The following is a 26,154-nucleotide window of genomic DNA, read 5'->3' as shown; positions in this document are numbered from 1 at the left end:
GTCTATCATCGAGCCATCACTCCAAAGTAGTAATTCAATAGTCTTATTGGAAAGCGCAAGCGATTCTAAAGGAGGGTCGTGCATTGTCAATATTTTGACGAGGGTTTTTACGAATGAACTGCTGCAAATCAATCTAGGGACTAGAGGATTTTCTGTAGGCAACCTCGCGCCTGTGGTGTCGGAAAATCAATTTATCCAGCCACACCTGGACCGACTCACTGAGCCCCAGGTAACGCACTCTTGCCCACCCTCTACGATAATCATCTGGGCTGCTGACCACTTCGCCATAAAAACACAGGGGCTTTGGTGTACCGCGCTGAATATAAACCTGTACAAATACGATTGAACCGGGCTCGGGAACACTCCCATCCTGCCAATCGACCTGCGCAGAAGAGACAGTCACCCGGGAAATATCGGGGATATCCAGCTGGCTGTATATCAACTGACCAACCAGATCCAACAGCAGGTTTAGCTTCAGATCCAGGCGGGCCAGCTCTTGGGAAAGCGCAGGGTTGCTGCTGTCTGATGTCTCTTTGGAAAATTCGCTGATGGCAGATACGGCCCGCAGAAAGGATTCGTTGGATTCATTGACCAACGCAAGGTGTGCTTCATCGGGCTGATAATCGATTTTTGACCAGGCAATGGAGATATTGTCGGTAAAGGAAAGGGCGCTTGCTGACTCCTCGGATTTGTCCACGTCCAAAATAAAGGCATCCTCTTATATATTTCGGCTCTGAAATGCATGGAACCAAACGGGAAACACGAGTTTAAACCCTTTTGAGTATAGATCAATCTTAAGGCACTGAGGGAAAAAGCAGCTCAGACGACAATACGAAACGTATGGGAAAAGACGTGCTCCGGCACGGAACTAACAGATCGAGAGGCTTTTTGTGTAATTAACGATTATTGCCCACCTCATGGTAACTGCCCATGGCTTTACGGTTCCGCGTGTATTCCAATCCCTGGACCATAACCTGCTCCCTTGCCACTTTTAACCGGGACATCAACTCTTCATTCAGGTGCAAAAGAGCCGCGACCGCTTCGGCGACCAGAACCGAGTCCGGCAGTCCGGAAGTTTGTGAGAAACAGACGGCGAGTCCATCCCGCCGCCGCTGTTCCAGTTTCGTCACCTCTGACCACTCGTTGTTCTCCGCGCAGCTCAGCATCTGCTTGGTAATAGTCAACACCTCAGCCAGGAGGCGACACTGATGAGCCTGGGAAAGAGATTCGTGGACGACTGCTGCAGTCATGATTGCATGCTCCTCGCCTCAGCAGGAACAGATTCCCAGCCGGCCTTGACTTCTTTTAACAGCGCACTGACTTCATCCAATACCGCTGTATCCGACGAAACACCTGCTTCCACAAGTCGCCTTTCAATATAATCGTAAAGCGAACCTAGATTTGCGGCGATCTCACCTCCCCGCTGATAATCCAGGCTGGCACGCATCCCATCCACAATGGCAATAACACTGCTGAGCAATTCACCCTTGCGGGCAATCTCATTTCGGTTGATTGCACCCTTTGCCGAAGCCAACCTGTCCAGTGCACCTTCCAGTAACTTGGCGATTAAGTGGTGAGGCGTTGCATCCACGATTCCGGTCTGCAACCCGACACTTTTATACTGGTTTAACGCTGATGCATAGTTCATTGACTACCTCTTGACTGATACTAGTTGTTTTTGTTGAGCAGCTGACCGGAGCCCGGCAAGGAGGCCAACTGCTGCGTCAGAAAATCACTGGTCGTCTGCAGTTGGGCAAGCAGAGAATCCAGTGCATTGAATTGGTTTCTATAACGAATTTCCAGAGCTTCCATCTTGCGATCAAGCACTTCCTTTTGATCACCAATACCCTCTATGCGCGACTGAATCCCCTCTGTGCGCGAATCCAGTAGGCCATCGGTCGCCAGAAAAGACGTAATCAGGGTATTCAGCTGGTATGCAATGCCACGTGAAAAATCAACTGCGCCGCGTGGTCCCGTAGAACCGTCTGCAATCAGGAGTTGCAGCCCTTCAGCTTTGCTGCCCACAGCCCCTTTTAGTGTTTGCCCACTGCCGGAGGCCGCCACACCGCCGATGGTGCCCGCCACATCAATACCGGCAACACCTGCTCCGGTTGAAAATCCCAGTTGCGCAGTAGTATTGGTATCGACAGAGAGAACTTCTATTGTCGAGAAAGACCCATAATTATTAGATGTGATTTCAAAATGGTCATTGACGAATTGCACGGACACCAGGGCGCCGGCATTGACCAGCGCAGTGTCACCGTTAATCCTTGCCTGTAACTCGTCGGCAAGTTCAGCGCCCGATGCGTAATTGCCCTGGGTTAACAAAATCTCGCTGGATGTCACACCATTAACACTCAGCACCAGGCTATTATTTTCACTATCAATGTTGAGCGGAAAAAAACTTGGCGAAGCGGTTAGCTGACCACGGGTCGCCATCTGGGTAATATCGATATCATGGCTGGCGACTGCTGTCGCCGCCGTCGATGTAATATATTTTATGGTCCCGTCCGATGGCCGGCCTACTGCGGCAAAAACTCCGACGATATCATCAAAAGCATTTTCCAGCGCAGCATCAAAACGACTGCTATTAATGGCCAGCTTGCCATCGCCATCGGTGGTGATACCCAGCTCACTCAGGCTGCTGAAGGAACCACCAAAACCCTCGGCGGAATCAGTGATGGCCCGACGCACCTGACTGGCAATCGAACGGGCTGAAAAATCTCCCTGCAGTGGCCCGGCAACACCGGTCTCAGGATCATAGGCGGTGAGACTGTTAACGGTAGAAATATAGTTGTTATAACCGCTGACAAAACTCTGGATGGCGGACTTGACCGCCTCGCGGTCTTGCGCAACGGTAACGGTCACCGGGGAAGTTCCAGTGACATCCTTGAGGGTAATATCCAGCCCCTCAATAACGCCGCTGGCTCTATTCTCACTACTGCGTATGGACAACCCATTGACCGTGAACAGGGCGTCGTGGGCAGCGACTGTCTGGGCAAGATTGGTTGCACTGCCATTAAAGGACAATGCAGACAGGCCAGCACTATCCAGGTCGTTATTATCACCAGTATCAGTAACGCTTATTTCGAGACTGTTTTTCTCGCCGCCATCATCGGATCCAATCAACAAACGATAGCCAGACTCATCGTTGACGATCACTGCCGTAACGCCGATTTTTGCGCCGTTAATTGCATCCCGGACACCAGTCAAAGTGTTGTTCTCGGAATCGATGGTTATCGTCGCCGTGCCCTTTTCAGGGTTGACCGTAAAGCCATCGTAACTCTCGGGACCGGGGTCCGGAGAGGTATAGTCGGTGCTGCCAAAACGAATGGTCAGTGTTCCCGTGCCGACCAGGTCTGAAGTACTGGCATAACCGGTACTGGCCAGTGAGTGTGACGATGCCAGCTGACTGACAGACAGGCTATAACTGCCCGAAGCTGCAGTACTGTTCGCAGACGCCACAACCGCATCCGTATTACTGGAGGTCGTTGTGCGCTGGCCAAAGCTGGAGAGTTTATTCAGGCTGGAAATACTGTCCTGGAATGTAGAGAGAGCACTTTTGAGGCTGCCAAAACCCGACAGTTCTGCGGTTAGAGCGGACTCACGGGCCACCAGTCTGGTTTCTACCGGTGAGCGTTGGGCTGAAATCAACTGGGTAACCAGCGACTCAATGTCCAGTCCCGACCCTATTCCCGTCGCCGTTAACATCTGACACTTCCTACCACGGTTAAACTGAATGTCCGGTTCATACGCACGCCTTTAAAAGTTAAACCCGCAGATAAACAAGCAAACAGGGTGCCAACCAGACTCAATAAAAGAAAAAATTAACCCTCGCCCCTGACAAACAATCCCTTACTGTTTCCGGCACCGATTTCCGCCAGATAATGGGCAAGTGCAACGGCTTCTTCCCGGGGGATCTGGCGGATAATTTCCTTGGATTCACTATCGATTACGGTGACAACCGTACTACCGGTTGTCTCATCTACCTTGAATTGCAGATCACGGGAAATCTGTTGCACATAATCAGATATATGACTTACCGCTGCCACAAGCTCTACAGTGGACGACTCTCTGTTTTGTTCATCGCTTTTCTCCGGAGAAACATTGCCGCCGACGGGCAATTCTTGCCGGTCTACAGTCAATTCCATCGCTTTGACAGGTTGGCTGTTGGCAATAGCTTTCAGGGCAGGTCCGGGAATAGTTATAGATTCTGGCATGGCGGCACTCCATCAATATAAGGTGCTATGGCCGGGCAGAAAGGGGTGGCATAGCCACCCCTCTACCTGTTTGATCTTTTCAGATTGAAAAGATCATTACTGCAACAGGGCCAAAACATTCTGTGGCAGTGCGTTAGCCTGAGCCAGCATTGCCGTACCCGCCTGCTGCAGAATTTGAGCACGGGTCAACGCTGCAGTTTCTGAGGCAAAATCGGCATCCTGAATCCGCGACCTGGAAGCACTCAGGTTTTCGGAGGTCGTTTGTATACTGGCAATGACCGATTCAAAGCGGTTCTGGATCGCACCCAGAGAGGCTCGCGAGCTGTTAATCGCTGTCAGAGCACTATCCACCGACTGGATGGCAGCATTTGCACCAGCGACACTGGAGATATCCGTATTCGCCAGAGTCGTTCCCACCAGCGTGTCTGCAGTAGTGGTGCCCGCAGTCAACCCGGCATTAGCAGGTGTAGCCCCGCCGATAACCAGATCCCCGTCAGCTGAAGTAATGCTGCTGACAAGACCGCGATAGGTATCGCCAGTGGCGGCCAGACCTTCAGCCGCACCTTCTGTGCCACCTTCAGCCAGAACAATATTGCTGCCATCATCCTTGGTGATATCCAGGGTGGTGGCCGTAGGAGCAGACGCTGTATAGCCAGCGAGAGAGTTAATCAATCCCGCAATTTCAGTGGCTGTAATTGTCCCGTCTGCGCCCACTGCAGAAAGATCCAGGGCAGTACCATCAACCGACAATGTATAATCGGGAGCAACCGCTGTCACCGCCGGGGTGCCACCGGTAGTCTCGGACTCAGTCACACTGGCAGCCACACCCCCTAATGTGCTGGTGCTGGTATCAAAGGTAATGGCAGTACCATCCGCTTTGGAAAGAACCAGGTCACCACCGGCCAAGGTGCCGGAGGTGATGCTGTATGCACCTGAACTGGCTGCGATAAAGGCTGCAAAATCTGAATCGATCTCTGTTGCAATTGCACCAGTGGCGACAGTCTCGGTGTCTGCCAGGGTCACATTGACAGCCTCTACACCATCAATGGTCAGAATAAACTGTTGACCGTTGGCATCGGCTGTACCGGCAATCCCGGTAACCGTATTTTCAGTCGGCGAAGCGAGTGAACCGGCCGTGCCCACCACATCGGCAAAGGCGATACCTGTCTGGGCATTGGTAGCTGTGGCACTCAGGCCAATATCTGCAGCGGTTATCGCATCGGCAATCGCTTTTGCATCTGCCGTAGCGGAGATCGCAAAGCCATTGACAGTCAGATCACCATCAGTAAAGCCTGCCTGTACCGCTGTTCCAGGTGCCGCCATATTGGCACCAGTCGATTGACCAAGCGATGAGGTTCGTGCACTGGTGATGCTGGAAATACTGACAGTCTCCCCGGCATTGGCACCCACCTGAAAAACCTGTGAAGCAAAAGATCCATTCAGCAGCTTGACGCCATTAAAAGAACTGGTTGATGCCACCCGGTCAATTTCAGCGACCAGCTCGGCAACTTCGGCTTGAAGGGCAGCGCGGTCGCTTGAGCTGTTAGTGGCGTTGGCAGATTGCACTGACAATTCGCGAATACGTTGCAGGTTATTGGTGATCTGCGACAAATCACCCTCAGCCGTCTGTGAGAGAGATATCCCATCGTTGGCATTGCGGGCAGCCTGGTTCAGGCCCCGGATCTGGGTAGTAAAACGCTCAGAAATTGCCAAACCCGCAGCATCATCTTTTGCGCTGTTAATACGCAAGCCTGAAGAGAGGCGTTGCAGTGCTGTGCTCAAATCACCCTGGGATGAATTCAGGTTGCGCTGCGCTGTGAGCGAAGCAATATTGGTATTGATTACCTGTGCCATAACTATTTTCCTCTTTGTTTTCCTTTCCGTCTGGCAGATCAAGGCCTTTCAGACGGCTGTTTCTTCGACGCTGGAATCTCTCATCGACGACGGATACGTTGCGATCGATAACCTGTATATCGACCGACGAGGAAAGTTCTTTAGCTTTTTTTTAGAATTTTTTTCAATCCATTGATTTAAAGAAGAAAGTGTGACGGTCTCTACAGTTCAAACAACAAAATGCGATGCCTATCACAAAAGAAGGCGGACAAACCAGTATTGCCGACACAGCAACTACCTGGCCTGAAAGGAAAGCAAACAGGATGGGGCTATTACAGATAATTAAACAGGGATAATCCCTGGACTTTCACATAAGCCTGCTGGGCGGCCTGCAATGCGGTTAACTGCAGGTTAAGTTCACTGATGGCCTGCGCATAATCGAGGTCCTGCACACTGGAAAGTGTCTGCTCCAATTGCAGATTAAAGTCCTCATTCAGCGACTGCTGATTTTCCACCTGATTCTGGCGAACTCCCACGTCAGCTCTAACTGCAAGCATGTGTCCAATGGCCTGATCGAGATTATTCAATCCACGTCCCATGGCATTGTTGACCGAAGCCACTCCGGCGGGGGAATCAACCGCACTGGCCAGGGAATCTGCAATAGCCTGAATGCTGGCAAACATGCCTTCACGGGCAGAGGGAAAGACCTCAAAACGATCACCATCGACAGGGAGGCCGCCAACCTGAATGCTGGCTCCGGCAAAATTGATTTCGTCACCCTCCTGATAGTTACCGCTGGTCAACAGGGCATTGGAGGAATCCCGCACTTCATATGTCACCGGATCACCGGGAAGCGCCTGACTGAAAGTGATTGAATAAGTATCCCGAATAAAATTGCCGTCAACCGTGGCACTGCCAATTACTCCTGTGCCGGCATTGGCGGCGTCAGGCTTCACATCAAAGCGGCCATTACCGGTGGGCACAGCCATAAAGACATTAAACCCGGAATCCCTTACCGCCACCTGGGATGACTTGCCCAACTGCAGGAATCGTTGACCATCATCACCCTGGTAGGCGTACTGACCGTTTTGCCGTGTAAACGGCACTGCGTCGGCCTGAAACCCGGCAAAAATATATTCACCTTCCGAGTCTCGGGTATTGGCCAGCGACTGGAGCTGTTCAAGCAACCCTTCTATTTCCACACTCGCACTGCGGCGGGTTTCAACGGACTGGGAGGCATTGTTGGCCTGAACCACCAACTCCCTGACCCGTTGCAGCACATTGCCTACATTGGCAAGCACCGTATCTTCCAGTGCCAGCTGCCCCTCGGCCAAATTACCATTGCGCTGATACTGATCCAGCAACGCCATATCTTCATTGAGATTCAAAATCTGCACAGCCGCTACCGGATCATCTGAGGGAACCTGGATACGCTTGCCAGTAGCCAGCTGTTGTTCCGTTTTGGCCAACTTGCTCTGCTGATCAAGTATTCCCGAAATTCCCTGCTGAAAGATTTGTACACTGGATAAACGCATATTGGCACCCACCTATCGACGGACAGAGCTGAGCAAGGTCTGGAACAACTCATCGGCCACCGCAATTATCTGCGCAGCAGCCTGATAGGCCTGCTGGTAGCGGATAAGGTTTGCCGCCTCCTCGTCCAGATTCACACCCGATACACTCTCTCGCGCTGCAACCGACTGATCCAGCAGCACCTGTTCGGTGCCAAGTGCTTTTTCTGCCTGGCGGGTTTTAACCGCAACATCGGCGACCGTGCTTGCATAGGCCTCCTGATAACTGACCGTACCATTCATCAGCTCCCTGGATATTTGCAGCGAGGCCAGATTCAATACATTGCCATTGTCACCGGTACCATTGGTATTATTTTCTATGACCAGCTCATCACCAGCCTGCGGCACGCCATCGATACTGAACTCGAAGCCGGCAAGACTGAACGATTTGCCAGCACTCTCTGTGGCAGGGTTATAGGCCAAAGGACCGCCGGCCATACCGGACATATCGAAACCGGGCACCCCCGCTCCGAGTGCATCGGGGTTAAACGTCAATGTCACTGTACCGGCCAGCGGCAACCCTGATGTATCACTGACACTGAAGCCGGCAATATCGGCTGAACCCTGATTTGACAAAACCTGCTGAGCGCGGAGGGGCGATGCGGCGGCAAAATCTTCCGGCCGACTCAGCGCCACAGCAAATTGCCCGACGGCCAAACGGGTGGGCTGAATCAGAAAGCTGTCACCACTGGCGGGAATGCCGGCAGCACCAATCGTCAACCCGCCCACTGAAAATGGACCTGTACCGCTTTGACTGCTGTTATTGGTAAGGTTGGTCAAGACCCACTGGCTACCGTCAAAACGAAGATTGTAGTCATCACCGGTCAGCGCGGTGGCGTCAGTAATGGTGGCTGACACTGATGCCGACCCGGTGTTGGCAGGATGCTCTGTCGACGTTGCTGTCAGCGGCTGAAAAAAATCTCCGCCGGAATTACCGTCCAGATCAATCCCGAGCTGATGTTGCTCATTGAAAGTGGATGTCAGTCCAACGGCAATCAGTCCGAGTTGATTGGCCGCAGGATTCAGTACACCCTCCCGGAAATCCAGGACGGCACCCAGCGATCCACCACTGAGAAAACGGGTGATATCCGAGACATTGCCTCCTGCGCCGGAAATGCCAATCATGGTCTGGGTACTATCGAATGGATTACTAACGGTTTGAAACGACTCGGCATTACCGCCAACCACCAACGCCTGCCCTTTGCCAATCATCACGTTAATGGCACCATCGGATTGGGTCACGGTGGTGACTCCAACATACTTTGCCAGCTGGCTGAGCTGTTGGTCACGCTTGTCCAGCAAATCGTTCGGCACAGTTCCACCGGATTGACCCGTGGCGCTGACAATCTGCTTGTTCAGGCTGGCGATACTGGCCGCCAGTGAATTAATCTCACCTACGGTACCCTCTATCCTGGCATTGACTTCGCTATTGAGGCTGCGCAGATTGCTGTCCAGGTAGTGAAAACGGTCTGCCAGCGCTTCTGCCTGTCCGAGCAGTACCTGGCGCTCAGGCAATGATCCGGGATTGTTGGCAACATCCTGTACGGCACTGAAAAACTCCCCGAGCACAGGCGCCAGACCGGCATTATCGTTACCGAGCATGCCATCCAGCCGGGAAGACAACTGATAAAGCGTATCGAAACCGCTTTGGGAAGATGTACGGGTACGGACTTCCGAAACCAGAAACTGATCGTAAATGCGCTCTATGGAGTCCACTGTCACCCCTGAGCCAATATAATTGCCTCCACTCAGCTGGGGCGGCAAGGTATCAAAGTCAGCCCGCTGGCGACTGTATCCATCCGTATTCACATTCGCGATATTTTGCCCGGTGGTATTGATCGATTGCTGCAAGGAAAGCAGTGCCGATGTGCCGATGTTAAAAATATTTGCCACGATGCCTTATCCTGCCTGGCAGTCCAGTGAATGGACGCACTGATGGGCTAACCCTAGGTACCAGTTAGCGACTCTTTTCCGGAATTCTTTAATTGGTTAACCAGATTGCTGTAGTTACCCCTTTCCAGAATACCCAGAATTTTTTCGGCATATTTTGGATCGGTGGCATAGCCCGCCTGCTGCAACTCTGTCAGAAATGCTTTGCTGTCGGATACTTTCTCCAGCGCACCCTGATAGCGCGGATTGTTTTTCAGAAAACTCACATAGTCCTTGAACGCGGTGGACAGTGAGTCATATACCCTGAAGGCTGCTTTTTCCAGGGCTGCCAGCCCATCCCTGAACTCCATGGTATTGACAATAGAGGAATCGCCTCGCCATCCATTCCCTACCTTGATACCAAACAGATTAAAGCTGCTGCTGCCGTCTGCGGCCTGAATAACTTTCTTGCCCCAACCCGTCTCCAGCGCTGACTGAGCCACCAGAACGGCAGGGTCCAGACCGAGTTCACCGGCGGCGACCACCGCATCATCCCAGACTGCCTGTATAAACTCTTCCGGCGAAGTTGCCAGGCCATCCTGCCCTGTGGCGCTGACGGCTCGCACAACTGACTGCCTCTCTGCCGCCGGGGGAATTAACCCGGGCACGTCCCGCTGCACCCTCAATGGAGGTCGCTCAAGGGAGACCAACGGCTGCACGCCCCCCACCTCATCAATTACCGGTTCAGTCTGCGCCCCACCGCCCAATTGAGTGACAAGAATCTCTGCCAGACCAATACCACCCTGCTGTGAGAGCTCAAGCGAAATCTGCTGGTCAAACATCTGCTGATAGGTATCCAGCTGACTGCTGTCGAAAAGGCCGCCATCTACGGTGGCATCTCGCATAGACTTGAGCATCATCTGCACAAAAAGAGACTCAAACTGTCCGGCCACTTCGGAAATAGCCGTCCCTGGAGCCTCGCGAGCATGGCTGCGCAACGAGGCCAACCCCTGGATATCCATGAATGTCGACGTCATTGCCTCTGCCATGGCTAGATCACGATCAAGCGGGCACGCAGCGCACCCACACGCTCCAATGCCTCCAGAATCGCCACCAGATCACCGGGGGCGGCACCGACTTTGTTGACAGCTTCCACCAGGTCATTGAGTGTCACGCCCGCATCCAGCAGGAACATGCGGGTACCCTCTTGCTCCACCGACACTTCGGATTCGGGCGTCACCACCGTATTGCCTCTTCGGGCGAAAGGCTCCGGCTGGCTGACGTTGATGTTTTCGTTGATCGTCACAATCAGGCTGCCATGAGCCACGGCGGCGGGTTCAAGCCGAACTTCCCGGCCAATCACCACCGTGCCAGTCCGCGAGTTCACAATAACCCGGGCCGGGGCACTGGCTGGCTTTACCTGCAGATTTTCCAGCATTGAAACAAAAGCCACTTTTTCTGCCGGGTCCAGTGGTGCACGGATTTCCACAGAGCCACCATCGAGAGGCCGGGCCACCCCCTCTCCCAGAGACTCATTAATACTGGTCGCCACACGAAAAGCTGTGGTGAAATCCGCAGCATGAAGATTCATCACCAGTGAAGCATCGTGATTGAATGGGCTGACCACACCCCGTTCCACCGTTGCCCCGTTGGGGATGCGGCCGGCACTGGGCACATTGACTGTCACACTGGAGCCATCGGCACCATCTGCACCAAAGCCGCTGACTAACAGGTTGCCCTGGGCAACCGCATAGGTCTGTCCATCAGCACCCTTTAACGGCATCATCAGCAGTGACCCCCCGCGCAGACTTTTTGCATTGCCGAGTGAGGAAACCGTGACATCAATGGTCTGGCCGGGTTTCGCGAAAGGGGGCAGCTCCGCATGAACCATCACAGCCGCAACATTCTTCAACTGGAGATTGACATTGGCCGGCAGCGATACACCCAGCTTGGCAAGCATGCTCTTGACACTTTGCACGGTAAACGGTGTCTGGGTGGTCTGGTCGCCGCTGCCATCCAGACCAACCACCAGGCCATAACCAACCAACTGGTTACTGCGCACACCATTGATGGAAGCGATGTCCTTGATGCGCTCTGCAAATGCCCAGGGGGTAGAAAAAATAGAAAGCAGGCATAGAGCAACCGTACAGACTCTGGCGCTAGTACCCATGAAATTCTCCTAAAATGGCCACAGTGGACTCATAAAGAAACGCGACAACCACCCCACCATATTCACTTCCGCCGGTGCCCCGGTGCCGCCGTAGGAAATACGGGCATCGGCTACCATGGTCGAAAGAACCGTATTACTGGAGGAGATATCCACCGGGCGAACGATTCCTTTCAGGCGGATGTACTCGTGCCCCTGATTGATCTGTATCCACTTTTCACCCTGTACATAAAGGTAACCATTGGGCAGCACCCGGGCGACGGTGACAGCGATGCTACCCGTCAGACTATTGCGCTGATTACTGGCACTTTCTCCCTCAAAACCACTGGCGGAGGAAAGGTCAACCCCCAGGTCAAAGTTGGAACGGTTGCCGATAATAGGGTCTGCAATCGACGTATTACTGCTTTTGTCGAGGGTGGTGTCGCTACTCTTTGCAGCATTGGTGGCCTCTGCCAGAATCACCGTAACCACATCGCCTACCTGCCGGGCTTTGGCGTCCTCGAACAGGCTGACATTCTGCTCAGCCTGATAAATGGCACCCGTGGGCAACTGCCTGTCGGCGCTGTCCATTTCAGGCAATTCCACCGGGGCATAGTCCGGATGACTCTCCCTGGGCATGCCACTGCAGCCTGCCAGCAACGAGCCGAGCAGCATAAACAGCAAACTGAATGATGCGAACCTCATTTGCTTCACCATATCTAGAGGTTACTGGCCACATACTGGAGCATCTGATCCGTGGTAGATATTGCCTTGGAGTTCATTTCATAGGTTCGCTGCGTCTCGATCATGTTGACCAGCTCTTCTACCACATTGACATTCGAGCTCTCCACATACCCCTGAAACACTGTTCCAAGGCCATTCAGACCGGGGTTACCGGTCTGCGGTGAACCGCTGGCATTGGACTCGAGAAAGAGATTTTCTCCAATGGGCTGCAACCCCGCGGGATTCACAAAATCCGCCAACTGGATTGTCCCTACCTGGCTGACAGCGGAGGAATCCGGCTGCCTGACCGATACCGTACCGTCGGAGCCAATATTCACCGAAAGTGCATTCTCCGGCAGCGTCACCGAAGGCTGGAGAATATAGCCGGCAGACGTCACCATCTGCCCTTGATTGTCAACCTGGAAGGAACCGTCCCGGGTATAGGCCTGAGTACCATCGGGAAGCAGAATCTGGAAAAAGCCGCGTCCCTGAATGGCCATATCCAGCATATTTTCGGTTTGTGCCAGGTTCCCCTGGGTAAACAGTTTTTCTGTAGCCACTACACGGACACCCGTACCTATCATCAAGCCCGAGGGCAACTGGGTATCCTGGGAGGACTGAGCGCCCACCTGACGAACATTCTGATACAACAGATCTTCGAAAATAGCCCGGCTTCGCTTGTAACCGGTTGTGCCGGCGTTGGCCAGGTTGTTGGCAATATTTGACATCTTGGTCTGCTGGGCATCCAGCCCGGTTTTTGCAATCCACAGTGCTTGATTCATTGGTCAACTCCCTAGCTTATTCTCATCAATGCCGCAGAAGAGCTATCCAGCTCCTCGGCAGTTTTGATCATTTTTACGTGACTCTCGAACTGACGTGCCAACTCGATCATTCTCACCATGGATTCCACGGTATTCACATTGCTGCTCTCCAGCGACCCCGGGATCAGCCTTATGTTCGCGTCTTCAACTGCAGGCTCTTCCCCCTGAAGGCGAACCAGACCGTCTTCACCTTTCGTGAGCAGAGACGGGTCGGGATTTACTACTCTGATGCGATCAAATTCCACCAGAGTATTGGGATCTTCTCCGAGGGGAACGATAGAGATAGTGCCATCGGTACCAATGCCCAGTTGCGAATAAGGTGGCAAAGCAATAGGGCCCGCCTTACCGAGAACGGATTGCCCGGCACCGTTGGTTAACTGGCCGAACGAATCGATACGCAGGTCGCCACGTCGAGTCAGCGCTTCTGAACCATCCGGGGCCTGCACCGCCATCCAGCCTTCTCCATTGATCGCCACATCCAGATCACGGCCGGTAGCGGTAATCACGCCTTCACGAAAATCGACTCCCTGGCTCCTGATTCCTGCATAAGCGCGACTCTCATGACCGGCACCCGAAAGATAAGCGCTGCGTGCCGCAACCAGATCAGCACGAAAACCGGTGGTCGACGCGTTGGACAGGTTATGGCTATTCGCTGCCTGAGCCAGCATGGTTTCCCTGGCACCGGAAGCGGCTATATAGACGAAATGATCCATGGCTCAATCACTACCTGCTAGCGGATATTAATAACGGTTTGTGTAATCGCATCTTCTGTCTGAATCACCTGGGCATTTGCCTGAAAATTGCGCTGGGCAATAATCATATTCACTAACTGCTCGGTAATTTCCACATTGGAATCTTCCAGCGCCCCGGACTGAATCACCCCCAACCCGGAGCTGCCAGGTTCACCCAGGGTTGCCGCACCAGATGAGAAAGTCTCCGCCCAACTGGTACCGCCGAGAGGTTGGAGACCATTTGGGTTGGCAAACCCTGCAATAGCCACCTGTCCCAGTGCGCGAGCCTGGCCATTGGTGTAACGCGCAAAGGCAACCCCGGTATTATCAATTTCCAGCCCACGCAGCTGGCCCGTAGTAAAGCCATCCTGAACAATCGTACTGACTGCAAAATCAGACCCAAACTGAGTACCCTTGGATAAGGAAACAGTAAAGCTCTGAGCACTGGCACCTGTGGGTGCGCCTGCGGAGTTAAGGGGTGTCCAACCAGCAATATTGACCTCTACCGGCAAGGTGGCAGGATCAAATTGACCGTTTGACTGGAACGTCAGCGTATCTGGTCCAGACGTTGTCACACCATCAACCAGCGTATGAACTTCCCACTGGTTAGCCGTTGATGTTTTCACAAAAAACGTACTTAACACGTGAGGGTTGCCCAGTTCGTCGTAAATCGTTGTAGAGCTGGTGGCATTGAAAGAATTACTGTCAGGACTGGTGGGGGGCACAGCAAAAGCATCGAAGGGCCCGCCAAAAGGAACCAGCGGTGCAGTCTCTCGCGAGTCAAGATTTAGCGTAATGTCTACTGAACCAGTGGGGTTGGGCTCAATCAGGGAGGTGTCCAACTGCAAATCACCCAACTGCCCGTTGATATTTCCCAGGTTATCGGCTTGAAAAGCCTGGAGCCTCTGGCCTTCGCTCGTCACGATAAGACCTTCACGGTTCACCTGAAAGTTGCCCGCACGGGTATAAGTCGATGCGCCCTCATCGCTCAGCAAAAAGAACCCGCTACCGTTAATGGCCAGATCAAGCGCATTATTGGTGAAGCTGATATTCCCCTGGGTAAATTCCTGGGTTACTCCGGCCAGACTGACGCCTTTACCAATGGCATTACCACCAGCACCCAACAGGCTGGTGGCATACACATCAGAAAATTCCGCCCGTGATAACTTGAACCCGGTAGTGGAACTGTTTGCAATATTGTTACCGACCACCCCCAAATCCGCGCTTGCCGCCTTGATGCCCGATACTGCTGTACCAAATGCCATGTTTTATCTCCTGACCTTGCGTCACTGAATTTCCAGATTTATTTAATGAAAGCTTTTTACGGATGATATCGAGACCTGGCTACCATCCGCCAGGTTTAGCAATACGCCACTACCGTCGCCGGCCACACTGACTGACTCGACCCGCTGGCGGGGATAAACCGACACGGCTTCGTTCTGACCATCTATCCATGCCTCCGCGCTCAAACGATAGCGGCCGGGCGCAACGGTATTCCCCTCAGCATCGGTTCCATCCCAGCTGACGTTCAGGTTACCCTGCTCAGTCGCACCGAAAGATCTGCTATAAATGAGCTGGCCACTCTGATCCTGGACATAGAGCTTCAAACTGGTGGCGTCCCCAGGCAGCGCAACCGTTGCGTTGAGCTCACCCCCCTCTTCCGCCAAGTAACCCATATTTGAGCTGGTGGATACTTCCTGTCCTACCAGGCCCGCTGCCTGCAGGGCCTGATTGGCATACAACACTGACGACAGGCCGCTAAACCCGCCCTGCAGGTCCTGAATACCCGACACAGTGCCAAACTGGGCAAGCTGACTGATAAATTCCAGATTATCCATGGGCTTGGTTGGGTCCTGATTCTCAAGCTGCGTAACCAGCAGCGTCATAAAATCTTCCTGTCCCAGTTCATTGGGATTATTCTTAATGGTTTCCCCTTGCACTGTGCTGGGGAAAAGCTCTGACAGACTGGCTACGCTACTCATAATCATTCCTTCCTGATGCTTATCGCTTAACGACCCAGACTCAAGGTCCTGAGGATGAGCTGTTTGGTTGTATTCATTGCCTCGACACTGCTTTGATAGGAGCGGGAGGCAGAAATCATATTTGCCATCTCTTCTACGATGTTCACATTAGGCATGTAGATAAAACCATTTTCGTCCGCCATCGGATGCGACGGCATGTATTCCTGACGGGCCGCAAGCTTGGATTCCACCATTCCGGAAACCCGTACACCAACTGCGTCACTACTGCCACTTACCGCATCGTAAGCAGAAGTAAAAACCGGGTATCTTGCCCGGTATGCAGTCTCTGCACTGCCACTCACCACGTCGGCATTTGCCATATTGCTCGAAATGGCGTTTAACCTGACACTCTGTGCGGAGAGGGCCGTACCGGAAATATCAAAGACATTAAACAGACTCATAGTCACTCTCCACGCAGTGTCTGCAATGTGGATTTGATTCGGGCACCAAGGAAATCAAGACTGGCCTGATAGCGAATCGCGTTCTCCATAAATGCCCCATGCTCACGATCTGTTTCAACCGTATTCCCGTCCAGTGACGGCTGAACAGGAACCCGGTACATCCCCTCTTCCTTATCGATACCGTTCACGGTCATGTGGGCTTTATTGGTTTGCAACAATTCGTAGTCCCCTGTGGCCCGACCAAGCGCAGCCTGAAAATCAATGTCTTTTGCCTTGTACCCAGGAGTATCCGCATTGGCCAGATTCGCGGAGATCATTTCTGTACGCTGCGAACGCAGCGCCAGGACCGACGGAGAGATACCAAAAACTTTGTCAATTACATTCATTTATTCAAACCTCTACCCTTTTCCTATACAGATTGCGTGCCAACATATTTAATTCTTTTATTTCAATGACTTAAATAAAATTAACGGCAACACTGACAGCCGATCCATCGGCAACCCTTCACCCCGGCGGCAAAGTTTGCCGCCCATGACAACTGGCACGGTTAATGCTTAAACAAGGGGGAACTCATTATTTTCCAGAGCAAATGACAAAAATTTGGCGCTTCCAGTTGTTACCCTGCCTGCTACTGTCAGCTATCTGCCAGGGAGTTTTTTCAAATCAGGGTAATCAATCTTTGCAAAGCATCACGGATACCGTTGTTCTTGCCGGTAAAAGAAGAGCCCAGGCTCTCGGCTATGACAATGTGAAGGTCCAGGTTCGCCCTCTGGATGAACGACTAAGGTTGCCCGACTGCGAACAACCTCTGGATACCTTTATGCCACCGGGAGCCCCTTCCCTCGGTGCCGTTAATGTTGGTGTGCGCTGTGCGTCCAGCCAACCCTGGACAATTTATGTGCGCGCACATATCTCTGCCCAACGGGCAGTACCGGTGCTGGCAAGACCGTTGGCACGCAACACTATAATCAGTGAGGCCGATCTCACTGTTATTGACCAGCCCATCGATATGGCCATCAGTGGCGTTGTCTACGAAGTGGAGCAGATTATCGGGATGGAGCTAACGAGATCACTCGACGCTGGCTCCACAATAGGAGTCAATCAACTCAGACCCCCGAAAGTGATCAAACGGGGCCAACAGGTCACACTGGTCGCCGGGGCCGGTAATTTGCAGGTGCGAATGCAGGGCAAAGCCTTGGGAGACGCCACAGCGGGTGAACGTGTACGTGTAACAAACCTGAGCAGTAACCAGCAGGTGGAAGGTGTTGCCAATTCCGACGGGACTGTAAGCGTGCCATAATAGCACCCAGTATGTGCACTAAAGTTTTTCTATTTTTTGCCGCTATGATTCAGGAGAGATGGCCTACCAGCTATGAAACCTATAGAGAGTGACATGAACATCAAACCCACCAGAGCTGACCTGAACCAGGGTTCGCAGCGAGCTGGCAGCACATCCGAAAAATCACGCACCGATTCTCGGGACGGCGCATCGTCCACAGGGCAAAACGATAGCGTCACACTGACCACTGCAGCAACGGAAATGCTCAAGCTGGAAGCAAGCCTGTCCCAAATCCCTGACATTGACAGCCAGCGGGTCAATGCGATTAAAACGGCGATAGCCGATGGCCAGTATCAGATTGATACTGACAAAATTGTCAAAAAGCTGCTGCAAACCGAGCGGGACCTTTTATAACTTATGGATCACGGGTTATAGCTTATGGATCACGAGCCGGAAAAGAATTTCGCCAACTTGCTGGTTTCAGAGCTAAACCAATTGTCTTTATTGCTTGATGTTCTGACAAGAGAAACCGAAGCGCTCCTCTCAACCGATATTAGTGAGATCGAGGCTCTTACCGAGGAGAAAAACCGGTTGTTGGACTCCCAGCGCCATGCAACCCATGCCCGGGAACAATTCATGCAGAAAATGACTGGAAGCAAGGGCCGGGAGGGTATGGAAAAATTGGCCTCGGATAGTATCAACCCAAAACCGTTAATGGCCACCATTAACGATCTAAACGACCTGGCAACACGCTGCCAGGAGATAAACCGCCACAACGGCAAGCTCATTCTAAAACAACAGCGTTATGCCACCAGCGCACTCAACATTCTGCGTCAGGAAAATACCACACCCACCTACTCCAACCAGGGGGATAAGGTTTCGGCCACCAGCACACGCTCATTCGGAAAAGCCTGAGCTAATGGACACCCGGACAATGACTGACACCGTTTTTTCAGCGGATTCAATTACCGCTCTGCTGAAAAATTTTCAGCAGGCCCGGCTGCCACTACAGGTGGGATTCGGCAAAAAGAATGTTACTCACACCTCCTATCTGGTCAGCATGACAGACAACTGGTTGCATATAGACCAGCTGATCCCCAAGGAAGGCAACAAACAACTCAAACCCGGCGACGACCTGACGATACGGGTGAGCCATGGCGGCACCCTTTACCAATTCAAATCCAGACATCTGTCCCCGACCATTGAGAAAGACGGCTTTCCCTGTCACAAGATCGCCTTCCCCCAACAGCTTGATTTTTCAGAGCAACGCACCAGCTTCAGGGTGCCGATACGAAGGGAGCAGGCACCCTCGGTTAACATATTGACCCACGACGGACAAAGGCTTCGTGCGCAGCTCGAAAACATTTCAGATAACGGTCTCTGCATCAGATTACATGTACCGCAAGCGATCAGTGACACACAGCTCGTCCATTGCGAAATCAACTTTACTGACTTCGAGCCCTTATCACTCGACGCTCAGGTCAGGCACAATAAAGCCGCCCCGCAGGTACCAGCCAGCAGAATTGGTATGGAGTTCAGCTCACTATCCAGTTTAACTCGCAAACAACTCAACCAATGGTTGATGAAATTGCAACGGCATCATATCCGCACTGGCCTGCCGGCCTGAAAACCGTCAATTTTCCGTCTACCAGACAGCCGAAAAATACAAACAAATAAACTCGCCATTTATTTGTCAAAGAATATGTGATGCATCATAATGGTTTGTCGTTGTCTCATGCGCACTATCCATCAGAATTTGAGCCACTCTTCATTCGGCTTACCATGGACATATCTGTTTTATGGAAAAAGTAATACCGATAAACACTTCGCAAAACGCAGTGAAATCCTCGGCGGATCGTTCGCCAAAAAACCAACCATCTCATCAAGTGATCTCCGACAAAAACCAGTTGAGGCTTCACCAAAGGCTTCAGGGTTCACTTGATCTCGGCTCCCTGATCAATCACTTTTTCGTTTGGTTAAGCGAGCAACAACCCTTGAGTAGCGTTGAATATGTTTATCCTGATGAGGATATCTCTCTGATATCGGGGTCACTGCGGGTTCATCAGGCCCACTACACTTTGAGACTACAAAAACGTTACCTGGGGGAATTGACCATCAGCAGCCAAAAACGCTTCTCTGAACAGGATCTGTTTGTTCATGAACAAAGTATTGGTTACCTTGCTCACTACCTGAAAAATGCCCTGGACTTCCGGGCAATGGAAAAAATGGCCTTCTATGATGCGTTAACCGGTGTCATGAACAGAAAATCACTGGACGAACTACTACCCAAAGAAACCAAACGAGCTGAGCGGCATGGTTATCATCTGTCAGTCATGATGATTGATATTGATAATTTCAAAATAATCAACGATCAGGTCGGTCATATCGGCGGTGATCAGATACTAAAACACGCATCAAAAGCCATCAGGCAAGTACTGCGTATTTCGGATCTCCCCTTTCGTTTTGGAGGAGATGAATTTGTGCTGATATTACCTAACACAGATCTTGTTGGCGCCCACAGTGCCGCAAAACAGATCATGTCATCCTTAGGCAACTCGGCTGTTGAAATAAACAACCACAGCATTACGCCGAGAGTCAGTATCGGTTTGGCCTCATATCGTCATGGAGAGCATCACGAAGAGCTCATAAGACGATCTGATCAGGCACTCTACGATGCAAAAAAGAATGGTCGGAATTGCATTTGTTGATTTCTACTTCGTTAATTATAAATTAACGAAGCCAGTAGCTGATCAAATTCAGTAAGCGTTTTTCTCGTCCTCTCTGAAAAAGCAATGTAGAACTCACATTGTCAGCATGTGTTACCATGTCATATTGTTTTAATTACCTCTTTAGCACTCAATAAAATCAAACTGGCTAAACATGATTTATTGTCTGCAAATCGCCATTCCATAGGGAGCAAACATTTATCCACTGCGCCCATAAAGTTAAAAGGCAAAGAAATATTGTGAAAGGGGAAAATCTGGACAAAAGAAAATTTAGCGGAAACCGGGTCATTGCCAGATGTGAGATAACCCTCAAGAATCTGGACCCATTCGCTTTTCATGAGGCCACCAAGTCTGGCCATATGGTGTTAAACATCAGGGGTGGTTGCCTCTATCTGAATGAAGGGGCAACGGAAAAAGTTCTGGAGAAAATGTTTCCCGATGGCAAGAACACTGTGTTTAAGGAAATCAGACTATTTTCTGATTTGGACGACGTGATTGTCATCAGAGACATCAAAGCTGCTTTTCTCAGGATCCGGCGGGGTAAAAAAAGAGCGGGCATAGTTGTCCGCTTTGTAGATATTTCAGAAGAGCACCTCGACGAACTCAGCAGCCTCATAAATCGTCTTCCCTTAATTGAGGGTGACGAAGAAGCAGTACTTCCCTCCGAAAATGCCATTAAGCCGACCTAGCCAGATATCTTGGCTGGCGTGACATGATTCTAATCACTATTAGCGCCCCACCCTGTGGATCTTTTGGGAAGAGAAATGGCGATAGTAGTGAGGAAGGTCTCAGATCAGGCAACCTGGACCGGAATAGTATTTGACGCCCGAACAATTTTGTTGCATTCGTCCAGATAAACCAGTTTAGGCTTGTGCCGAATCAACTCTTCTTCGGTGTATTGGGCATAAGTGGCAATAATAAGACGATCGCCCACCTGACACTTGCGGGCTGCAGCGCCATTCACAGAAATAATACCGGAGCCGTGTTCTGCACAAATAATGTAGGTAGTGAACCGTTCACCATTGTTTACATTGTAGATGTCGATCTGCTCAAACTCTCTCAGCCCCGCCATCTCCAGCAGGTTGGCATCAATAGCACAAGAACCATCGTACCAGAGCTCCGCGTGGGTAACACTGGCCATATGAAGTTTGCCTTTAAGCATGGTGTTCAGCATAAAGCGATTCCTCTAGTTCAGGGAAATATTATCAATTAAGCGGGCCCCGGACGTGTACATGGCGCCGAGAACAGTAATGTCCTGATCGTCATCTGCCGCCATTTGCAGTGTCTTGCTATTGCAGACACTGATGTAGTCGGCCCTGAAGCCAACGCCCTCAATCTGCTCACTGGCCTGTTTTTCAAGGGTCTTGTAATCACGATTACCCGCGTTTATCTGGCTCACAATCCAGTTGAGGCTGAGATACAGCTGATTGGCTTTGGGCCGTTCTTCGGGTGTCAAAAAACTGTTCCGGGAACTCATTGCCAGACCATCCGGCTCACGGTGGATCGGCGCCCCGGTAACCACGACGGGGACACAGAGATCTTCTGTCATACGACGGATCACGGCCAGCTGTTGGAAATCCTTCATCCCGAAAACTGCCTCGTCCGGTTGTACGATGTTGAACAGCTTGGTCACTACGGTGGTGACGCCCTCAAAGTGTCCCGGACGACTGGCACCACAGAGAACATCTGTCATAGTCGGGCAAATCACCCGGGTTTGTGTATCGAGGCCATTGGGATACATTTCCTGATCATTGGGATGAAATAGAAAATCACAACCGGCGTCGCGCAAACGACCAGAGTCAGCTTCAAGCGTACGGGGGTACTTATCCCAATCCTCGTTGAGACCAAACTGCAGCCCATTGACGAAAATGGAACAGACCACAACATCATTGGTCTGCTGTGCCTGTTTGATCAATGCAATATGTGCATCGTGCAAATTCCCCATGGTCGGTACAAAGCCGATTCGCTTTCCTGTGCTCCTCGCCGCTACCAGTGACTGGCGAAGGCCATTTACCGTATGAAAAATCTGCATAAGCTATCCGGAAAAGTCTGTAGGAACAAAATCGCTCAATCCTGAGCAAAATAATCTCTGGCAAGGTTTTCAAAGCGGGTGTATTTGCCAAGAAATGTCAGCTTGCAGGTGCCGATGGGGCCATTTCTCTGCTTGCCAATGATGATTTCGGCCACGCCCTTGTCGGGACTTTCTTCATTGTAGACTTCGTCGCGGTAGATAAAGACGACCACATCGGCATCCTGCTCAATGGCACCGGATTCACGCAAGTCCGAATTGATCGGGCGCTTGTTCGGGCGGTTTTCAAGATTACGGCTGAGCTGGGACAGGGCAATTACCGGGCAGTTGAACTCCCGGGCAATATTTTTCAGCTCCCGGGATATCTGTGAGATCTCATTGGTTCGATTTTCGGTGGCGACGCTGCCACTCATTAACTGCAGGTAGTCCACCAAGACCATGCCGGGCTGACCGTGTTCACGGGTCACCTGCCTGATCCGATTGCGCAGCTCCATGGGAGTGATACCCGGCGTGTCGTCGATAAACAGCGGTCGGTCCTTGAGGCGAGAGGCTGCACTGGACAGTCGCGGCCAATCATCTTCTGACAGGTTCCCGGCCCGCAATTTTGTTTGATCAATCTTGCCGAGGGAGGACATCATCCGCATAATCAGCTGGCTAGCTGGCATCTCCATGCTAAAGACCAGCACCGGCTTTTCCTGATGCAACACCGCGTGCTCTGCCATGTTCATGGCAAACGAAGTCTTACCCATTGAGGGTCGGCCTGCAACAATCACCAGATCCGATGGCTGCCAGCCGGATGTTTTCTCATCGAGATCGGCAAATCCGGTACTCAACCCGGTAATGTCAGCATCGCTGTTGAAAAGCTGGTCAATTCGCTCAACCACTTCTTTAAGCAGCTCATTAACCGATAAAAATCCACCCTGGTTGGGCCGGCTTTCGATAATCGCAACCAGTCTTTTTTCTGCCTCCGCCAGCAGCTTGTTACTGTCCCAACCCAACGGATTGTAGCCTTTTTTGACGATATCACTGGCAGCGGTAATCAGCTGCCGGATAATGGAGCGCTCCAGCACGATTTGTGCGTAAGCGTTGATATTTGCAGAACTGGGGGTATTGTTCGAGAGCTCAACCAGATAGGAAGAACCACCTATCTGATCTAGCTGTCGGTTATTCTGCAGGGTTTCGGAGAGAGTAATGATATCCAGCGGCTTCTGCTCGGCATTGAGCTGTCGCATGGTCTGGAAAATCAGTTGATGGTCGTTGGCAAAAAAATCTTTATCCGATATCAGCGAAGCAACAGCATCAAAGCCACTATTGCTGAGCATCAGGCCACCAAGAACTGCCTGTTCCGCTTCAATTGAATGCGGCAATTGCTGTTCCAGTGCTTCTCTATCTTCAACCATCTGACCCATCACCCGCCAACACGGAAACGGCACTGCCATGAGAAATGGAGTGCCGTGTTGTTACCAATTGTGATATCGCCTGAAACTGCCGACTTACTCAGCGATGACAGACAATTTAATCGGCTGGGTTACCTCAGCATGCAGTTGAATATCAACTTCATATTCACCAATTTCACGCAGGGCCCCTTCAGGCAACTTCACTTCGCTTTTGCTCACCTCGACACCGGCGGCGGTCACTGCGTCCGCAATGTCACGTGTACCGATGGAGCCAAACAATTTGCCTTCATCGCCTGAATTGGCGGCAATGACAATGGCTGGCAATGCAGCCAGTTGTTGGCCACGGGCTTCAGCGGCCGTGCGCTGCTCCAGTGCGGCAGCTTCAAGCTCGGCACGCTTGGCCTCGAACTCTGCCATATTGGCATTAGTGGCAAACACGGCTTTATTTTGTGGAATAAGATAGTTCCGGCCATAACCGGCCTTAACGTTCACTTTGTCACCAATGCTGCCAAGCTTGCCGACTTTTTCCAGAAGAATCACTTCCATCTCGAATATCCTCTCACTATTAATCTGTTGACACCGCCGGTTGGAAAACTAGTTTTTATCCTTCACCAGCCTGGTGCGTATGTTCAAAATACTGTCCAGCAAACCCAACCCGACCAGTACCAAACTCAGTGGGCCGATAATCACCAGCCCCACATAAAAAACTGCCAGCCAGTGCACGCCGACCTGGTAATGCATCACAGTAAAGTGAACCAGACCGATGCCCCCTAAAAATAAAGGCAATCCCAGCAATCCCGCCCAACTGCCGTACTCCTGAGGAGCCAGGTAACAGGCTGTCACACCCATAACCAATGACAGCGCCACCGCGGGAGAAAAGCGCAATTGATGAAACTCCCGCTGGAAACCTCCCTGGTTATACAACGCAGCCTGCCACCAACGTGCCAGTACCAAACAAGCGGCTGATGTCAGTGCTACCACATAAGCAATGACACCGAGCAAAAAAGTACGTCCCGGTTGAAATGGCGCAGCCCCGGTTTCACTTTGCTGCTGTAGTTGACTGAACATGCCGGCAACAAGTGCTTCCAACTCCCGGGCCGAATCGCTAAAAAGCAGATTGAGCACCACACTACCAATTGCACTGATAAACACCAACACCAACAGCGTTCGCGACCAGGACTGTGTCTGCCTCAACACCACCGATGACACCAAAACCGCCACCATGCCTGCCGAGGTGGCCAGGGTTATCATGGGACTGACACCACTGACGTAAAATGCAATCAGAAGAGGCAAGCAGCCCCACAACAAAATCAGACAACCCTCAGCGAACCCTTTACTCAGAGTCACCAGGCTGACCGTAGCCGGACTGAGCAGCGGCAGCAGGCTGCCAAAAAAGGCCACCACTGACGCCTGTATCCGTCCGCGCATGATGTACTGAGCCAGTGCCCGCATCAGCTGGTGCTACGAATTACTGGTGGCTGTCCGTATAAGGCAGTAATGCCAGTAAGCGCGCGCGCTTGATAGCAGTGGATAGCTGACGCTGATACTTGGCCTTGGTACCGGTAATACGGCTTGGCACAATTTTTCCAGTTTCAGAGACATACTGCTTCAGTGTTTCCAGATCTTTATAATCGATTTCCGGAGCACCTTCGGCACTGAAACGGCAGAATTTACGACGACGATTGAAACGGGCCATCTTTACTTCTCCTCTTCCGCTACTTCTTCTGACGGCGCATCAGCTGCATCATCGGCATAAGACGTGTCATCATCGTTGTCTGAATTATCAGCGGATGGGGCGCGTTGTCCCTCATCAGTACGCTGACTGTCAGATGCCGTTTCTTCAGTTCGGGTATCGCGACGATCGCTGCGGTGATCTGACTTCTCCGCTTTCATGATCGGTGAGTCACCCGTCACAGCTTCATCGCAGCTGAAGATTGCGCTGCGGATTACCGCATCGTTGTAACGAAATGCAGAACTCAGCTCATCCAGAACATCCTGACCACATTCAATGTTCATCAGGACATAATGAGCTTTGTGAATCTTGTTGATTGGATAGGCCAGTTGGCGGCGGCCCCAGTCCTCGAGTCGATGTACCGTTCCGTTGCCGGTGGCAATGGTGCTGTTGTAACGCTCGATCATCCCGGGAACCTGTTCACTCTGGTCCGGGTGAACCATAAATACGATTTCGTAGTGACGCATTGTCTCTCCCTACGGGTTATAGCTGCCCACCCAGTGCGGTGCAGCAAGGAGTATTGGCCCGATACAGACCAAGGGCGGGCATTCTACGGGTATGGCACTGCTATTTCAAGCGACATTTCAGGGAGTTACAGGGAGTATTTTCCAATCCCTAAATGAGTCTGAAGGCCGGGATTGAGTCAACCTGTGTT

General features: G+C 51.8%; 30 protein-coding genes. 6 read left to right on the top strand and 24 right to left on the bottom strand.

Annotated features, from left to right (window positions below):
• Positions 1-133 precede the first annotated feature (133 nt).
• From AACZ64_RS08590 to flgB, 17 genes are all read right to left on the bottom strand, one after another.
• On the bottom strand, positions 134-697 hold the full coding sequence (locus tag AACZ64_RS08590) for a PilZ domain-containing protein (protein WP_036861558.1): 564 nt from the start codon (positions 695-697) through the stop codon (positions 134-136).
• Between the two features lie 199 nt (positions 698-896).
• Entirely contained in the window at positions 897-1,250 is a 354-nt protein-coding gene (locus tag AACZ64_RS08585) for a flagellar protein FliT (RefSeq protein ID WP_036859923.1), read from the bottom strand.
• The gene (gene fliS, locus AACZ64_RS08580) at positions 1,247-1,648 is read right to left on the bottom strand and encodes a flagellar export chaperone FliS (RefSeq protein ID WP_036859921.1); all 402 of its coding nucleotides are present in this window, start codon (positions 1,646-1,648) and stop codon (positions 1,247-1,249) included. The genes AACZ64_RS08585 and fliS overlap by 4 nt, the downstream gene beginning before the upstream one ends.
• Positions 1,649-1,668: 20 nt before the next feature.
• Positions 1,669-3,711 (bottom strand): flagellar filament capping protein FliD, encoded by a 2,043-nt coding sequence (gene fliD, locus AACZ64_RS08575; RefSeq protein WP_339639887.1) that lies wholly within the window; start codon positions 3,709-3,711, stop codon positions 1,669-1,671.
• Positions 3,712-3,827: 116 nt separating this feature from the next.
• Entirely contained in the window at positions 3,828-4,220 is a 393-nt protein-coding gene (locus AACZ64_RS08570; RefSeq protein ID WP_272992385.1) for a flagellar protein FlaG, read from the bottom strand.
• A gap of 96 nt (positions 4,221-4,316) precedes the next feature.
• Positions 4,317-6,074: a flagellin gene (locus AACZ64_RS08565; protein ID WP_272981210.1), complete on the bottom strand. Its 1,758-nt coding sequence runs from the start codon at positions 6,072-6,074 to the stop codon at positions 4,317-4,319.
• Between the two features lie 311 nt (positions 6,075-6,385).
• Positions 6,386-7,588 carry a flagellar hook-associated protein FlgL gene (flgL, locus tag AACZ64_RS08560; RefSeq protein ID WP_036859913.1) on the bottom strand — a complete coding sequence of 401 codons (1,203 nt, stop codon included), beginning with the start codon at positions 7,586-7,588 and terminating at the stop codon, positions 6,386-6,388.
• 12 nt (positions 7,589-7,600) lie between these two features.
• Positions 7,601-9,517, bottom strand: coding sequence for a flagellar hook-associated protein FlgK (gene flgK, locus AACZ64_RS08555; protein WP_272992383.1), 1,917 nt, complete (start codon positions 9,515-9,517; stop codon positions 7,601-7,603).
• 53 nt (positions 9,518-9,570) lie between these two features.
• Complete coding sequence (gene flgJ, locus AACZ64_RS08550) at positions 9,571-10,530, bottom strand: flagellar assembly peptidoglycan hydrolase FlgJ (RefSeq protein WP_036861553.1); 960 nt, start codon at positions 10,528-10,530, stop codon at positions 9,571-9,573.
• A 14-nt stretch (positions 10,531-10,544) separates the two neighbouring features.
• Positions 10,545-11,663 carry a flagellar basal body P-ring protein FlgI gene (locus AACZ64_RS08545; RefSeq protein ID WP_272992380.1) on the bottom strand — a complete coding sequence of 373 codons (1,119 nt, stop codon included), beginning with the start codon at positions 11,661-11,663 and terminating at the stop codon, positions 10,545-10,547.
• Between the two features lie 9 nt (positions 11,664-11,672).
• Positions 11,673-12,344: a flagellar basal body L-ring protein FlgH gene (locus AACZ64_RS08540; protein WP_036861548.1), complete on the bottom strand. Its 672-nt coding sequence runs from the start codon at positions 12,342-12,344 to the stop codon at positions 11,673-11,675.
• A 14-nt stretch (positions 12,345-12,358) separates the two neighbouring features.
• Entirely contained in the window at positions 12,359-13,144 is a 786-nt protein-coding gene (gene flgG / locus AACZ64_RS08535) for a flagellar basal-body rod protein FlgG (RefSeq protein WP_293614951.1), read from the bottom strand.
• Between the two features lie 11 nt (positions 13,145-13,155).
• Positions 13,156-13,896: a flagellar basal-body rod protein FlgF gene (gene flgF / locus AACZ64_RS08530; protein WP_036859908.1), complete on the bottom strand. Its 741-nt coding sequence runs from the start codon at positions 13,894-13,896 to the stop codon at positions 13,156-13,158.
• 17 nt (positions 13,897-13,913) lie between these two features.
• Complete coding sequence (gene flgE, locus AACZ64_RS08525) at positions 13,914-15,179, bottom strand: flagellar hook protein FlgE (RefSeq protein WP_293614952.1); 1,266 nt, start codon at positions 15,177-15,179, stop codon at positions 13,914-13,916.
• A 42-nt stretch (positions 15,180-15,221) separates the two neighbouring features.
• A complete protein-coding gene (locus AACZ64_RS08520; protein WP_272992376.1) occupies positions 15,222-15,896 on the bottom strand; it encodes a flagellar hook assembly protein FlgD in 675 nt (224 codons plus the stop codon).
• A gap of 26 nt (positions 15,897-15,922) precedes the next feature.
• Positions 15,923-16,336, bottom strand: coding sequence for a flagellar basal body rod protein FlgC (gene flgC, locus AACZ64_RS08515; protein WP_036859904.1), 414 nt, complete (start codon positions 16,334-16,336; stop codon positions 15,923-15,925).
• Between the two features lie 2 nt (positions 16,337-16,338).
• Positions 16,339-16,722 (bottom strand): flagellar basal body rod protein FlgB, encoded by a 384-nt coding sequence (flgB, locus tag AACZ64_RS08510; protein ID WP_036859902.1) that lies wholly within the window; start codon positions 16,720-16,722, stop codon positions 16,339-16,341.
• Positions 16,723-17,015: 293 nt separating this feature from the next.
• Here flgB and flgA point away from each other — a divergent pair, with 293 nt between their 5' ends.
• The 6 genes from flgA to AACZ64_RS08480 all read left to right on the top strand — a co-directional run bounded on the left by flgA (position 17,016) and on the right by AACZ64_RS08480 (position 21,030).
• Positions 17,016-17,636 carry a flagellar basal body P-ring formation chaperone FlgA gene (gene flgA / locus AACZ64_RS08505; protein WP_293614956.1) on the top strand — a complete coding sequence of 207 codons (621 nt, stop codon included), beginning with the start codon at positions 17,016-17,018 and terminating at the stop codon, positions 17,634-17,636.
• Positions 17,637-17,729: 93 nt separating this feature from the next.
• A complete protein-coding gene (flgM, locus tag AACZ64_RS08500) occupies positions 17,730-18,029 on the top strand; it encodes a flagellar biosynthesis anti-sigma factor FlgM (RefSeq protein ID WP_293614957.1) in 300 nt (99 codons plus the stop codon).
• A gap of 24 nt (positions 18,030-18,053) precedes the next feature.
• On the top strand, positions 18,054-18,530 hold the full coding sequence (locus tag AACZ64_RS08495; protein WP_293614958.1) for a flagellar protein FlgN: 477 nt from the start codon (positions 18,054-18,056) through the stop codon (positions 18,528-18,530).
• Between the two features lie 19 nt (positions 18,531-18,549).
• Complete coding sequence (locus AACZ64_RS08490) at positions 18,550-19,242, top strand: flagellar brake protein (RefSeq protein ID WP_293614959.1); 693 nt, start codon at positions 18,550-18,552, stop codon at positions 19,240-19,242.
• 172 nt (positions 19,243-19,414) lie between these two features.
• Positions 19,415-20,323, top strand: a complete 909-nt coding sequence (locus tag AACZ64_RS08485; RefSeq protein WP_293614961.1) for a GGDEF domain-containing protein — start codon at positions 19,415-19,417, stop codon at positions 20,321-20,323.
• Between the two features lie 257 nt (positions 20,324-20,580).
• Positions 20,581-21,030 (top strand): hypothetical protein, encoded by a 450-nt coding sequence (locus tag AACZ64_RS08480; protein ID WP_293614963.1) that lies wholly within the window; start codon positions 20,581-20,583, stop codon positions 21,028-21,030.
• 104 nt (positions 21,031-21,134) lie between these two features.
• Here the strand turns inward: AACZ64_RS08480 and panD are convergent, their stop codons facing one another.
• The 7 genes from panD to rpsF all read right to left on the bottom strand — a co-directional run bounded on the left by panD (position 21,135) and on the right by rpsF (position 25,966).
• Positions 21,135-21,515 carry an aspartate 1-decarboxylase gene (gene panD, locus AACZ64_RS08475; protein WP_036859896.1) on the bottom strand — a complete coding sequence of 127 codons (381 nt, stop codon included), beginning with the start codon at positions 21,513-21,515 and terminating at the stop codon, positions 21,135-21,137.
• A gap of 12 nt (positions 21,516-21,527) precedes the next feature.
• The gene (panC, locus tag AACZ64_RS08470) at positions 21,528-22,373 is read right to left on the bottom strand and encodes a pantoate--beta-alanine ligase (RefSeq protein ID WP_293614966.1); all 846 of its coding nucleotides are present in this window, start codon (positions 22,371-22,373) and stop codon (positions 21,528-21,530) included.
• 35 nt (positions 22,374-22,408) lie between these two features.
• Positions 22,409-23,770: a replicative DNA helicase gene (gene dnaB, locus AACZ64_RS08465; RefSeq protein WP_293614967.1), complete on the bottom strand. Its 1,362-nt coding sequence runs from the start codon at positions 23,768-23,770 to the stop codon at positions 22,409-22,411.
• 93 nt (positions 23,771-23,863) lie between these two features.
• Complete coding sequence (gene rplI, locus AACZ64_RS08460; RefSeq protein ID WP_293614968.1) at positions 23,864-24,313, bottom strand: 50S ribosomal protein L9; 450 nt, start codon at positions 24,311-24,313, stop codon at positions 23,864-23,866.
• Positions 24,314-24,361: 48 nt separating this feature from the next.
• A complete protein-coding gene (locus AACZ64_RS08455) occupies positions 24,362-25,219 on the bottom strand; it encodes a hypothetical protein (protein ID WP_293614969.1) in 858 nt (285 codons plus the stop codon).
• 16 nt (positions 25,220-25,235) lie between these two features.
• Positions 25,236-25,463: a 30S ribosomal protein S18 gene (rpsR, locus tag AACZ64_RS08450; RefSeq protein ID WP_036859891.1), complete on the bottom strand. Its 228-nt coding sequence runs from the start codon at positions 25,461-25,463 to the stop codon at positions 25,236-25,238.
• 2 nt (positions 25,464-25,465) lie between these two features.
• Positions 25,466-25,966: a 30S ribosomal protein S6 gene (gene rpsF / locus AACZ64_RS08445; RefSeq protein WP_293614970.1), complete on the bottom strand. Its 501-nt coding sequence runs from the start codon at positions 25,964-25,966 to the stop codon at positions 25,466-25,468.
• Positions 25,967-26,154: the final 188 nt, after the last annotated feature.

It is taken from the genome of uncultured Porticoccus sp. (assembly GCF_963975625.1).
GTDB lineage: Bacteria > Pseudomonadota > Gammaproteobacteria > Pseudomonadales > Porticoccaceae > Porticoccus.
The sequence above is the reverse complement of the archived record's forward strand: the minus strand, read 5'-3'. Positions and strand labels throughout refer to the sequence as shown.